Source organism: Methanobrevibacter sp., from assembly GCF_015062935.1.
Taxonomy (GTDB): Archaea; Methanobacteriota; Methanobacteria; order Methanobacteriales; family Methanobacteriaceae; genus Methanocatella.
Map to the genome: position 1 here is coordinate 58,193 of NZ_SUTM01000003.1, position 16,457 is coordinate 74,649.

General features: G+C 35.1%; 1 protein-coding gene. It reads left to right on the forward strand.

What is annotated here, in order from left to right; all coding sequences use genetic code 11:
- The first annotated feature begins 224 nt into the window (after positions 1 to 224).
- Positions 225 to 16,307, forward strand: a complete 16,083-nt coding sequence (locus tag E7Z81_RS02040; RefSeq protein WP_292743462.1) for an Ig-like domain repeat protein — start codon at positions 225 to 227, stop codon at positions 16,305 to 16,307.
- Positions 16,308 to 16,457 lie beyond the last annotated feature (150 nt).

A 16,457-nucleotide genomic window follows, 5' to 3' on the forward strand; every position in this document is an offset into this window, starting at 1 on the left:
TATATTTTATAGTTATTAAATGATATAGAGAACGAACGTTCGGTTGAAGTGTAAAATTAATTTTAAGAACAAACGTTCTGTTATATTGGAAAATAAAAACTAAATTTATAGTTTTAATTCATCAAACAACAATAAGTTTATAAAACAATAAACGGAAAAATATTATTGAGTAAATTTTTTGAATGAATATTCTATAATTACTTACAAATTTGAGGTATTTTAAAATGAAGAAAAAAACGATAGGGATATTGCTGATAATCCTTGTATTGTTTATAAGTATTGGCGCAATTTCAGCGGCTGATGCTAATGAAACATTAATGGAAGAAGTCAGCGATACCGAGATAGCAGTGACTTCTGTTGCTGTTGACGAAGACAACGCTATTTCGCCGGAGAGTGAAAGTGGCGGAGATGTTGAAATTAATGTAACTGATAGTCGAGATGAAAAATCAATTTCGAATGAGGTGAAGGTAACTTCTAAATCAAATGAGGTGCTTTCCGCTTCAAACGATGATGTGCTTAAAGCCGACACAGACTGTTTTTGGTGGGCTGAAAATAATGAATGGTTCGAAGATTTGCGTGACGCAATGGATCATATTAAAGATAGTTCTAGTAAAACAGGAACAATATATGTTAACGGCGGTACATACACCGAGCTTGACAAAGGAACATGTGGGGACATATATATTCATTTTACAAGTGCGGCAACAATAACAATACAGCCGTTTGATGGTCAACAGGTTATTTTCGACGGCAGTGTTAAGGAAGATTATTACCTGTTTTGGTTAGACCATGCAGACTTAAAAGTCACATTCAATAACATAATATTCAAAAAAGGACATGCAACAGCCAGTGGTGGTGCTATCGAAGTTGCTCACGGACAAGTGACATTGAACAACTGTATACTGACTGAAAATGAAGCCCTTGATTATGGTGGAGCTGTAAGTGTGGCCGATGCTGGAACATTCATAGCCAACAATTGCCGGTTCATAAATAATTGGGCGGAAGACGATGGTGGAGCTATCTCCTGTGAGGATGACGGTACTGTTCAACTTAATAATTGTTATTTTGAAGGCAATAAAAAAATTAAAAATGGTGTCGAAGAAGAAAACGACTTCGGATATGAAGATGGTGCAAGTAAGCCTGGAACATGGATTTTTAACGATTGCCTATTTAAAGGACATGGTTCCCTTGAAATTGAAGTAGACGCTCCAAATAAATCAGTCACAATAACTCCTAGTGTTACAGATGATGTAAATACTGTAGTTTTATATAAAGATGGTTATTATTATGAAGAGCAATCTTTTGCTATTCGCCCTTATGCTGAGTTCAATGACTTGGATGAAGGAACATATACTGTTTACCTGATAAAAGATCCTGATAAAAGATACGAGTATTCTGGAAATACTTTTACTATTATAGAACCTTATTTTGTTTTAGATGATAAAGATGTATTTGAAACTTTAAGTGCTGCGGTTAATGCTATTCCTAATGGTGGAAGTGGAGTAATTACTGTTGAAGCCGGAACTTACAATGACACTGATAATTTTAACATAGTCATTAGCAATAAAATAGTAACAATTATGCCTAAAGATACTGAATCTCTAATACCGGTTACTTTTTCAGCCCTTTATGAAAATTATCTGTTGCATGTAGCAGGTTCTAATGCTCAACTCATTTTGGAAGATATAACTATTACTGGTAAATTTTCAATGTATGCATTATATATCAATTCTGGTTTGGAATGTTCTATTACAGACTGTGAATTTAATAATATTAAAAATTCTCAAAACCAACCTGGAACTCCAATTAATGCTCAAAATTCAAAATTAGAAATAAATGGTACTACTTTTGAATTAAACGGCCAAATTAGCTTAATGAATACTGTTGTAACTATAGATGACTGTCATTTCACTAGCAATACTGGCCGTCAGGGCGGAGCAATTAATGCAAATCCTTCTTCAGATTTAACTATTACAAACTCAGAGTTTACCCGTAATGATGCAACAACTGAAGGTGGTGCAATATATGCTACTAATCTTAAAATTGAGGACAGTACATTCATGCTAAACACAGCTGAAACTGGAGGAGCTATCTATATAACTGACAGCAGCGACAGACTCGTTAATATTACCTCCTGTGTTTTTGATTCCAATATTGCAACTAATCAGAGAAACATATTCTCCAAATCACCTACAAGGAAATTTGATTTACAGTTTAATGAATATGATTTGAATTTAGCAATGAATGAAAAAGATGCTTCATATGGCGCAGATTATATTCTTAATGGTGTTTTTGACTGGGGTTCAAATTTAAATAATACTGTAACCCTTTTATCCGGAACCATGGATGATGAAAATATTTTCGGAGAAGTGCTTACTGTTGAAGATAACAAATTTAATATAAATCTTGGAGTGCTTAGCGGTGGAACACACGAATTAGCCATGGAAGGAATGTATACTCAGGGAGACAGTAATGACCATTTCTATACTCACGTATATTATTCTGATTTAAATGGAAACGAATTCTATCTAACAAACCCTGCATATCTAAAAGTAGTGATTGCAAAAGCTAAAATATTATTGAATCTTGAAGTAAAAAATGTATTAATACCTGAAATACCTGTTTTAAATGTTTATGCTAATTGGGATAATAATTACACAATTTTCATCGGAAATAAATATTATAAGCTTGAAGTTGTAAACGGTAAAGGTAGCATGCAGCTGACCGGTCTTGATTTAGGTAATTATTCAGTTGTTGCTATGCGCGATGCTGATGAAAACTTTGATCTTGCCATGAATTTTACTACTTTTTCAGTAAGTAAAACCTACAGCAACTTCCTCGTCGTAAGTACAAATGTGGAATATGATACTTTAGCACAGGCTGTAGCCAATTCCGGCAATGAAGATACAATATATGTTAAAAACGGCACATATAAAGACACAAAAGTAGTAATATCCAATAAGACTTTAGATATTATTGCACTGGAAACTGTGGTCTTTGATGCTCAGGGCAGCGATGCGAATTTCATAATCGTAAACAAAAATGCTGAAGTCTATATTTATGGTATAGCATTCAGAGGAATTCACAACAGAAATACAAATTATGGAGCTATAGTCAATCACGGATATCTTTCACTAGATTCATGTAATTTTACAGATAATAAGATTACAAAAACATCATTTGCTGGAAATGGTGGAGCAGCTATATTTAGTGACGGAGAATCACTGGAAATTGACAACTGTAATTTCATAAACAATGTCGCTCCTTTAAAAGTAAGTACTGCAGCAGTCACATCATTGGGTTATGAGGATATTTCAATCACAGATTCCAAATTCATAAACAACACTGCACGTGAAGGAGGAGCAGTTCACTTTAAAAACATAGCTCAATTTGAATCAGCAATCTATTCATGTGATTTTGAACAGAATACTGCTGTTAAAGGATCTGCAATATATGTTGGAAACAATTCAAGATATGCCTCTGTAAGTCTATCTAATTTCGTTAAAAACAACATCAAAAATAGTTTAGGAGAAAAAGCCCAACTTGAAGGTGGAGTAATATATGTCAATGGAAACACTACCGAGGTAACAATTGACATAGGATTATCCAACTTTGAAAACAACGCCAACAAGGATGTGGACGGAGGAGTCTTATGTCTTGACGGAAGTTCAAATGCATTCATTGAAGGCTGTACCTTCAATAACAATAGCGGTAAGTTGGGTTCTGCAATTTTAATCAAAAACCCTAATAATGAAAAACTCACATTGTTTATAGATAGCAGTTCATTTACAGATAACCATGCAACAACTGGAGCTGTTGCAACCTCTCCTAAAGTTATAGCACTCATTGAAGAGTGTATTTTTATAAATAACACTGGAGAAAACAGACATGTTTACAGCAACGGATTTACCGTGGCTCATGATACTGTTTTTGAAGTTAGCGATGTTAACTTAAAAGCGTCAACTGTTTCATATGGTAATGACTCAATAATCAAAGGTACAGCAGATCCTGGTGTCAATATCTACACATTAGCAAACTTAACCGTTTCTGGTGAAAATGTCACCGCAGAAATTAAAAACAATGCATTTACCTATAATGCAGGTGTATTGAATCATGGAAAACATACCGCTGTTTTAAACAATATTGTAGATATGAACAATAATACCTACTTGATGGACAGCATAAGCATAACTTTCAAAGTTAACCGTATAGGCATTGAATTAAATGTTTCTGTTGACAATATTACCTATGGTGAAACCCTGAACATCATTGAAACATTGCCTTCCACTGCTTCAGGTAGAATAAGTTATCAATTGAATGGAAAAGAATACACAAAAGATGAACTCGAATCATTGAAATTAGATGCAGGAAAATATAGCCTAGTAGCTACCTACAATAATGAAGATTACGCACCTTCATCTTCCACCATCAATTTTGAAGTATATAAAGCCAATCCGACCATTTCTGTAGAGGATGTGGAAGTAGAGGATAATGGTACCGTTATTGTAAACATAAAAACAAATGTTCCATCAATCTATACAATAGAAATTGGAGATTACAAAACTGATAAATATGTTAACGGTAGCAGAGCTGTTGAAATAGATAAAATATTTGAACCTGGAACCTACACAATCAAAGTCACTTCACAGGAACGTGTAAACTACAAATCAAATTCCACTGAGGCTACTTTGAAAGTCACTAAAAATATTCCAGTAGTCACATTAAGTGCCTCCAATAAAGTCACATCTCCAAATGAGGCTATTGTCGGTGTTTCAGCTCCGGAAAATGCAGTAGGAAATATCACCTACACAATAACAGATTCAAATAAAAACATTGTTAAAACCCTAACCCAATCCTGCAGAGACGATTTAATCGTTTCCGATTTGGATGACGGAGACTATGAAATCAATGCAATATTTGAAGGTGATGATTTATACTATTCAACCAGCAATATCAAAATGGCTCCATTATCCATTATGAGGTCCGCAAGTAATGTAAATATTCTCAGCGAGGATGAAGATGACTATGATGATGAATATTACTATCCATTCATATACCAGGAAGATGAAGATTCAGATTATGAATATTATGAAACCCTGGAAGAAGCAATAGATGCGGCTTCATTAATGGGAGGAATCATTACAGTTAGAGGAGGAACCTATTATTACGAAGATGGAAACGCCGGTATTGATATTGAAGGGGAAGCTGAAATAACAATCAGAGCTTTTGCAGGCGAAGAGGTTATTTTTGACTGTCAACATGAAAGTGACTTCCTGTATTTAACATATGATACTGAAGTAGAGATAATTGAGACAGCTCCACCTATTCCTATTATATATACCACAGAAGGACCTACAATTACACTTGAAAACATTACCGTAATCAACGGATATGCCAACAGTGATGGTGGAGTTATCGAAATGGATGCAGGTACTTTAACATTGCTGAACTGTAATTTCTACAATAACGAAGCTGAATATGGTGGAGTAATATATATCGGTTCAGTTACTTCAGATCAGGATGCAGATGTCATTGCAGTTAACACTACATTTATAAACAATACTGCAAGATCTGAAGGTGGAGCAATCTATATTTCAGAAGGTCTTGAACAGTTCGTATCCGCATCATTTTTAGGATGTACATTTTTAGACAACTACCAAGGTGAAGATGATGAGAGAACTATGAATTACTTTGCTGGTGATGCTGCTGATGAAATAGTTAAGAAAGCTTGTATATTTAACGCTAAGGATACAGTAACTTGGTCAATGGATAAAATCAACCAGACAGTAACTGTTATCGGTACATCTACTGATGTCTTCGATTCAATCGTTTTATTGTACTTAGATCATATACCATTATACTCAATTTACAATAACGGTTCTCAAACATTTAATGTCACTTTCGAGGATGTAATGGGCGGAAACTACACCATAGGTGTAATGAATGACCATGACTTAAATACATATATCTTTAAAGATGCTTCATTTGAAATGAGAGTGCCAAACTTCATCATATCCGCAGATGAGGTATATGAAAACTTAACTGATGCTATTGGCAATGTTACAGATAAGGGTATTATTTATGCAAATGCAAATTATCATATTGATGAGAATATGGAAATTGACATTACCAAATCTTTCACACTTACCAATTTCAGAGACCGTATGGTTGTTTTCGATGGAAACAGCACAAATTGGTTCTTTACAGTGGCTGAAGGATGTAATGTTGTAATTGAAAACATTGAGTTTGTTGATGGAGGCATAAAAGATCATGCATCAATTGAAAATTACGGCAGTTTAACACTTAAAAACTGTACATTCACAGCTTTTGAAACCGAATCAATCATATACAATTCAGGTTCCTTAAATATAATAGACGGTGTATTTTCACTTAATTCCATTAATAATGCTATTGTTTTAAATGATGGAGAATTATTCATCGACGGAGCTGAATTCTCAAGCAATGTCATAAATACAAATTCTGTTGTGTACAACAATGGAAATGCAGAAATTGTTGCTTCCAATTTCACAGAAAACATCAATAATGGAAATGGTGGTGCAATATATAACAAAAATTCATTAACCATTAAAGACACAGTTTTCAATGAAAATGAAGGTATAAATGGCGGAGCTGTTTATAATGAAGGTACATTAGAAGTCTTAAACTCTACTTTTGAAGATAACACTGCAAACGGATATGGCGGTGCAATTTTCAATGACGGTGAAGCAAACATAGCTAATTCATCATTTAGCGGAAGTTTCAGTGCAAAAGACGGAGGTGCCATTTACAATAATAATATGCTGATTGTGAATAATTCCACATTAGTTGCAAATACCGCAACAGGCAATGGTGGAGCAATCTACAACAACAAAACCTTGAAACTTGCAGAATCCTTCTTTGGAATTAACTTCGCTTATGAGCTTGCAAACATTTACAATGCAGGCGATGTTCAAGAATTCGAGAGAAACACATTCGATTTCTATGATGTGATATTGTATGTACCGGATGGAGAATACGGCATTCCTACAACAATTACAGGCACACTTGATCCACAATTCAACATGGACCTTCAATTAACATTACCTGGATTTGTTAACTATAAAGACGCTAATGTCACAATTACAGACGGCATATTTGAATATAATACCGGCGTTTTACCAAAAGGCGCTTATGACGTTATATTAAATGAAGTCATTTATGATAAAAACGGCAACGTTTATTATGGTGAATCAATTAGAGACAGGCTTATCGTAAATAAGGCGAATGTCTACATCAATCTGACTGTAGATGACCTGATTCTTAAAAATTCAGATATTGGTACCCCTGTTTTAAAAATCAACGCAAGTAAAAACGGAACATTCCAGCTTCTGTTCAATAATAGGCTTTCAACTTTCACTATTGCTGACAGTCAAGCTGAAATAACATTGGACAGTGTTGGAGAAGGAAACTACAGCGTAATGGTTGTCCGTGAAGGTGATGAAAACTATAACGATGCAGCAAACGGAACCACATTCACTGTAAGCGAATATTTAGGCAATTTCATTGTCAACAGTACTGGTGCAAAATTCGACACATTAAATTTAGCTATTCAATTCTCTAGAAATGAAGACATTATTTATGTAATGGAAGGAAATTACTCTGGTCCTGCTAATGTCGGACTGACTATTTCAGGCAAAAAATTAAGCATAATTCCAATAGGTGTTGTTGTATTTGATGGAAGCTACACAAATTCAGGATTTTTGACTATTGATGAAAACAGTGATATTACCCTCGAGGATATTGTAATTTCTGGATTTAAAGATAGAGTTCTTCACAATAAAGGTAATTTGACTGTTGACGAATGTACTTTTGCCAATAACACTTTAGATTTGACAGGAATTATATATAGTGAAAATCCAAGTGGAAATTTAAAAATTGTTGAATCAGGATTTTATGACAATAAAGTATGTCAAATCATCTATAGTCGATCTAACATTATCATTAATGAAACTATATTTGAAAACAATACACCATTTTTAGTTTCTGGCGACCTGATTGAGATATTCTCAAGCTCTGTGAAAGTTATATCAACTGAATTTGTTGAAAACACATTTAAAGGCGCCGGTATTTTTCTTAACCGATGTACTGATGTTCACATTAATGCTGAATTTTACAATAACACTCTAGAGCAAGCCATTTTTTCATACTCCCATTACGGCTTAAATATTGAAAATTCCACATTCACAGGAAATACTTTTGACCATGCAATCTATTCAGAGAATAGCCAGAATACTCAAAATATTAAAGGTTCCACATTCACAGACAATACTGTTAGAAATGTTGTTTATAGTGACGACGATAAACTATATGTTATTGGATCCACATTTTCTGCTAACACACTTTCAGGCAATGGTACATTATACCTCATAACAAAAGATGTTACCATCGATGACTGTTTGTTTGCAGAGAACAAGGCAGACAACTATAGAAACATCTATAGTAGCTACAATCCGAAAATCTCCAATACAGTATTTGATGCTATAAACGTTGATTATAATGTTAGTGACATTGACTATGGACATACTGCAAAAATTAATGGTACTATTGACATAGGTACAAACTTCGACTTCAATGTCAATATAAACATTAACAACAATGTCATTTCAGTCTACGCAGTTGACAATAAATTCGCCTGCAGTTTAAGAGATTTAACAGGTGGAGACTATGATGTGGTATTAAATGCACAAAACAGAGATTCAAACACATTTGTATTTAATCAAATAACCAAAACATTCACTGTAAATCGTATAGATCCTGGATTAAAAGTTACAATATCCAATATTACTCAGGGTGAAAAATTAGAAGTTAATGCAACACTCATCAATAATGCTACCGATAAGATTCTCTATCAATTGGATGGAAAATGGTATAACAAGACTCAGCTTGAAAATCTCACATTGACCCATGGTAACTATTTAGTTGCAGCATCATATGGTGGAAATAAAAACTACTATCCAGTTGGTATACCAATTTATGTGGAAGTTGACAAAATCACTCCAAAAATAACTGTAAGTGATGTTGAAGTTGACTATGGTGAAGATATTAAAATTGATGTATCTGCTGATATTGCGGATTATTATACTGTATTTATAGACAATGGTTACAATGAATCAGTTTCATTATACGTTGATAATAATGCAATATTTACATTCTCAAGTGCAAACTTCAAACCTGGTAGATATGAAATCAAAGTTTATAAATTTGAAACTGATGATTATAATGAAGCATTTGCCTATGCTAATTTAACAGTTAATAAAGCTAAAGGATTCTTCAATTTATCAAAAGATTTAATTACAGAGGGTGAAAATGCAACCATTAATGTGACAGTTCCGGTCAATGCATATGGAAACATTACATACAAGGTATATGACAGCAATATGAATGTGGTTTACAATATCACACAATCCTGTCTGGAAAATCTTGTTGTTCCTGATTTGGCTGCTGGACAATATATTGTCACAGGTACTTATGAAGGTGATGATTACTACACTGCTAACTCAATAGTCAATTCTAGCTTCATCTTCGTCAGAGGAATTGTAGATGTAAACATTACTGTATCCAATACAACTTATGGAGAAGATGTCACTGTTACTATTAACAGTAAAGTTGATGGTGACTATCTTGTTTATGTTGGAACTGAAAAGATGGTGGTTACTGTTATAAACGGTACTGGAAATGTGTCTGTTTCTAATTTAACTGTTGGAAGTTATGCTGCTAATGTTACTATTGTTGATGGTAAATATTCAGCATTTAACGAAACAGTATTTAACGTGACTCCTAAATCCGTTTCAGTTATTGTTTCTGTTGAAGATATTTTCTATGATGAGGATGCTGTTGTTTTCGTTTATGGTGAAGTTGACGGCGAATACATTGTAAGAGTATATGATCAGAATTACACTGTAAATGTTGTTGATGGTACCGGAAATATTACCCTTTATGATTTGGGTCTTGATAAAGATATTTTAGTTTCTGTAACAATTGTTAACGGTAACTACACTGCATATAATACCACAACATTTAACGTAAATAAATTCAGTACTCCAATTGAATTGGATGTCGCAACTGGAGAAAACAATGTGACAATGACTGTTACTGTTAATGATGCAGCAACCGGTCTTGTCAAATTCCAAGTAACTGGTCCAGAAGAATACACTCTCTATGTCGATGTAATTGATGGTAAAGCAGTTCTTGAAGATATTCTTGAAACTGGTGATTATACAGTAATCGCAACCTATATGGGTGATTACAGACTTAATACTAACATCACTTATGAGGATTTCACTATCAGAGGTCACATTAAGAAGGATACTCCTATTTCTGCTAGTGCTGAAGTGGTCGGATACAGAGTTACAGTGACTGTGAATGTTGATGAAAATGCTACTGGATTTGTACGGTTAGCTGTTGGTGGTACTGTTGCTAATATTGAAGTAGTTGATGGTGTTGCAAAATTAACTACTAATTTACTTCCAAATAGTTACTTTGTTGATGTAACTTATCTTGGTGATGATGACTTCAATATGAACAGTACTAGTGTGTCATTTACTGTAACAGAAATTTCCAAGGAAAATACCACTATCGATCTTAACATTATTGCTGGTGAAGACACTGCTTTAATTATAGTTGATTTGAATAAATCTGCAACTGGTTTGGTAAAATTCTATATGGTAGGTAAAGAAACCGGTGAAGAATATACTATGTACATGGACGTTATAGACGGTCATGTAGAAACATTTACCAACAGCATCGAACCTGGAAACTACACCGTAGTTGCAACATACATGGGTGATTCAGTATTCAACACCAACACTACATCCAAAGACGTTGAAATCCTCGGACACATAATGAAGGACACTCCAATTGATGTAACTGTTGAAACCAATGCAAATAGAGTCACATTAACTGTTAAAGTTGATGAAAACGCTACAGGATTTGTTGAGGTCAAATCTGGTCTCAGCGTATCCAATATTGCATTAGAAAATGGTGAATCTACATTAACAATCACATTGCCTTACGGAAGCTACACATTAGATGTAACTTACCTCGGTGATGACAACTACAATAAAAACTCCACCAAAGCAGAATTCACACTTGTAGAACCTGCTAAGGAAAATACTCCAATTTCATTAGACGTTGTGACTGATGAAAACAATGTAGAAATGACCATTAATGTTGATGAAGCTGCAACCGGCCTTGTCAAATTCCAAGTAACTGGTCCAGAAGAATACACACTCTATGCTGATGTTGTTAATGGTAAAGCGGTTCTTGAAGATATTCTTGAAACTGGTGATTACAGAGTAATTGCAACATACATGGGAGACAGCAGGTTCAACACCAATATTACTTCTGAAGAGTTCACTATTGCAGGCCATATTAAAAAGGACACTCCTATTTCTGCTAGTGCTGATGTGACTGGTAACAGAGTTAAATTAACTGTTAAAGTTGATGAAAACGCTACAGGATTTGTAAAATTGACTGTCGGTGGTACTGTTACTAATATTGAAGTGGATAATGGTATCGCAACATTAACAACTACCCTGGTGCCGGGCAGTTACTATGTTGATGTAACCTATCTTGGTGATGATGACTACAATATGAACAAAACCTCTGTGACATTCACCATAGTTGAGGCTTCCAAGAAAAACACTCCTATTAATCTTGACATCGATGTTTATGAAGATGCTGCATTGGTTATGGTTGATGTGGATAAATCTGCAACAGGACTGGTTAAATTCTATATGGTAGGTAAAGAAACCGGTGAAGAATATACTATGTACATGGACATTATAGACGGTCATGTAGAAACATTTACCAACAGCATCGAACCTGGAAACTACACCGTAGTTGCAACATACATAGGAGATTCAGTATTCAACACCAACACCACATCCAAAGACGTTGAAATCCTCGGACACGTAATGAAAGATACTCCAATCGACGTAGAAGTTGAAACCAATGCAAACAGAGTTACATTAACTGTTAAAGTTAATGAAAACGCTACAGGATTTGTTGAAGTCAAATCTGGTCTCAGCGTATCCAATATTGCATTAGAAAATGGTGAATCTACATTAACAATCACATTGCCTTACGGAAGCTACACATTAGATGTAACTTACCTCGGTGATGACAACTACAATAAAAACTCCACCAAAGCAGAATTCACACTTGTAGAACCTGCTAAGGAAAATACTCCAATTTCATTAGACGTTGTGACTGAAGAAAACAGTGCGGTAATGACCGTTAATGTTGATGAAGCTGCAACCGGCCTTGTCAAATTCCAAGTAACCGGTGAAAAAGAATACACACTCTATGTCGATGTAATTGAGGGTCAAGCAGTTCTTGAAGATATTCTTGATACCGGCGATTACACAGTAGTTGCAACATATATGGGAGACAGCAGGTTCAACACCAATATTACTTCTGAAGAGTTCACTATCGTAGGCCACATTAAGAAGGATACTCCAATCACAGCATCTGCTGTTGTGAATGGTAACAGGGTTACATTGACTGTAAACGTTGATGAAAACGCTACCGGATTTGTAAAAGTAACTGTTGGAAGTACTGTTACTAATATTGAAGTAGTTGACGGAACCGCAACACTAACAACTGTCTTGGTGCCAAACAGTTACTTTGTAGATGTAACTTACCTTGGTGATGACAACTACAATATGAACAAAACCTCTGTGACATTCACTATAACAGATATTGCCAAGAAAAACACCCATATTGATCTTAACATTGATGTTTATGAAGATGCTGCATTGGTTATGGTTGATATAAACGAATCTGCAACAGGACTGGTTAAATTCTATATGGTAGGTAAAGAAACCGGTGAAGAATATACAATGTACATGGATGTTATAGACGGCCATGTGGAAACCTTTACCAACAGCATCGAACCTGGAAACTACACCGTAGTTGCAACATACATGGGAGACTCAGTATTCAACACCAACACCACATCCAAAGACGTTGAAATCCTCGGACATCTCATGAAAGATACTCCAATCGATGTAGCCGTAGAAACCAATGCAAACAGAGTCACATTAACTGTTAAAGTTAATGAAAACGCTACAGGATTTGTTGAAGTCAAATCTGGCGTAAGCGTATCCAATATCGCATTGGAAAACGGCGAATCCACATTAACAATCACATTGCCTTACGGAAGCTACACATTGGACGTAACTTACCTCGGTGATGACAACTACAATAAAAACTCCACCAAAGCAGAATTCACACTTGTAGAACCTGCTAAGGAAAATACTCCAATTTCATTAGACGTTGTGAGTGAAGAAAACAATGTAGTAATGACAGTTACAGTAAATGAAGCTGCAACCGGCCTTATCAAATTCCAAGTAACCGGCGAAGAAGAATACACTCTCTATGCCGATGTTGTCAATGGTGAAGCGGTTCTTGAAGATATTCTTGAAACCGGCGATTACACAGTAATTGCAACATACATGGGAGACAGCAGATTCAACACCAATATTACATCTCAAGAATTCACTATCGCAGGCCACATTAAGAAGGATACTCCAATCACAGCATCTGCTGTTGTGAATGGTAACAGAGTTACATTAACTGTAAATGTTGATGAAAACGCTACAGGATTTGTAAAACTAACTGTTGGAGGAACTGTTACCAATATTGAAGTACAAGATGGTGTCGCAACACTAACAACCGTATTGGTACCAAACAGTTACTTTGTAGATGTAACTTACCTTGGTGATGACAACTACAATATGAACAAAACCTCCGTGACATTCACTATAACTGATGTCGCCAAGAAAAACACCAATATTGATCTTAACATTGATGTTTATGAAGACACCGCTCTGGTTATGGTTGATTTAAATAAAGCCGCAACCGGACTGGTTAAATTCTATATGGTAGGTAAAGAAACCGGTGAAGAATATACTATGTACATGGACATTATAGACGGTCATGTGGAAACCTTTACCAACAGCATCGAACCTGGAAACTACACCGTAGTTGCAACATACATGGGAGACTCAGTATTCAACACCAACACCACATCCAAAGACGTTGAAATCCTCGGACATCTCATGAAAGACACTCCAATCGACGTAGAAGTTGAAACCAATGAAAACAGAGTTACATTAACTGTTAAAGTTAATGAAAACGCTACAGGATTTGTTGAAGTCAAATCTGGCGTAAGCGTATCCAATATTGCATTAGAAAATGGTGAAGCTACATTAACAATCACCTTGCCTTACGGAAGCTACGCATTAGATGTAACTTACCTTGGTGATGCAAACTACAATAAAAACTCCACCAAAGCAGAATTCACACTTGTAGAACCTGCTAAGGAAAACACTACAATTTCATTAGATATTGATACTGTAGAAAACAATGTGACTATGACTGTTACTGTTGATGATACTGCAACCGGCCTTGTCAAATTCCAGATAACTGGTCCAGAAGAATACACTCTCTATGCAGATGTAATTAACGGTAAAGCAGTTCTTGAATATGTTCTTTTAACTGGTGATTACACTGTAGTTGCAACATATATGGGAGATGACTGGTATAATACCAACATTACTTCTGAAGATTTCACTATCGTAGGCCATATTAAGAAGGACACTCCTATTTCTGCCCGTGCTGATGTGAGTGGAAACAGGGTTACATTGACTGTGAACGTTGATCAAAACGCTACAGGATTTGTAAAACTAACTGTTGGTGGTACTGTTACTAATATTGAAGTACAAGATGGTGTCGCAAAGCTAACAACTGTACTGGTACCAAACAGTTACTTTGTTGATGTAACTTACCTTGGTGATAACAACTACAATATGAACAGAACCTCTGTGACATTCACTATAACAGATATTACCAAGCAAAATACCGATATTGATCTTAATATTGATGTTTATGAAGACACCGCTTTGGTTATGGTTGATATAAACGAATCTGCAACAGGACTGGTTAAATTGTATATGGTAGGTAAAGAAACCGGTGAAGAATATACAATGTACATGGACATTATAGACGGCCATGTGGAAACCTTTACCAACAGCATCGAACCTGGAAACTACACCGTAGTTGCAACATACATGGGAGACTCAGTATTCAACACCAACACTACATCCAAAGACGTTGAAATCCTCGGACATGTAAAGAAAGATACACCAATCACAGCAGATGTTGTTGTTGATGGCAATAACGTGATGATTACAGTTACTGTTAATGAAAATGCTACAGGATTTGTTAAATTCACAACAAGTGGTAGCGACATATTTGCTGAAGTCAAAGATGGTAAAGCTATTGTAACTACTGTTCTTCCAGCCGGAAACTACACAGTCGTTGCAGCATACCTCGGTGATGAAGACTTTAATGGTAATGAAACTGTAATTTCATTTAGCGTAGCGGAGGGTGAAGAAACTGTTGTAAACATTACCGTTCCAAAAGACCTCAAGGAAGGAGATAATGCAACCGTTAAAGTTGAAATCCCTGGTGCTACAGGAAACGTTACTGTTATTGTTGACGGAAAAGAAACTGTTATTGAACTGGTTAACGGCAGTGCTGAAGTTCCTATCAGCAATGTTTCTGGTGGTGAACACGATGTTGTTGTAATTTACTCAGGTGATGATAAACACGCTTCTGCTTATCAAGCATCTACATTTAATGTTGCTAAAAAACCTGAAAAACGAGGTACTGAAATTTTAGCCAAAGACTTCACACAATATGCTTGCGAATACTATGAAGGCGAAAGAGGCAGAAATTTCACTTTCCAATTGGTTGATTTAAACGGAACCTCACTTGCAAACAAAACAATCTACATCGGTTATAATGGAGTAATATTAAACAGAACAACTGATGCAAACGGTTATGCAAGTGTCCAGATTAATCTGAAAAACGCAGGCCTCTACACATTTGTACTTGTATTCTTGGATGATGATAATTACAATGCATCTTTGGCTGTACAAAAAATAACCATTAACAAGAAAACTACTTCAATAACTGCAAGTGCAAAAACATTTAAGGCAACTGCAAAAACCAAAAAATACACAGTGACTTTAAAAACCATCAAAGGAGCATCCATTGATGGAAAAACTTACTTGAAAGCAGGTAAAAAAGTCACATTGGTTATTAATGGAAGAATATACACTGCAAAAACCAATTCTAAAGGAAAAGCAACATTCAACATTAAATTGACCAAAAAAGGTATATTCACAGCTAAAATATCATTTGCTGGCGATGTAACCTACAAATCAACAACCAAAAAAGTAAAAATAACAATTAAATAGAAGAGATCACTTTCTCTTCTAACTTTTTTTTTAAGATTTATTTTTTGAATTAGTAATATTTAATCTGATTTTTTAAATTTCACCGGGTTTTCGGCCCAATAATAATATACATATATATTGCTTCGTTGATAAATATTGTATTGTATATTT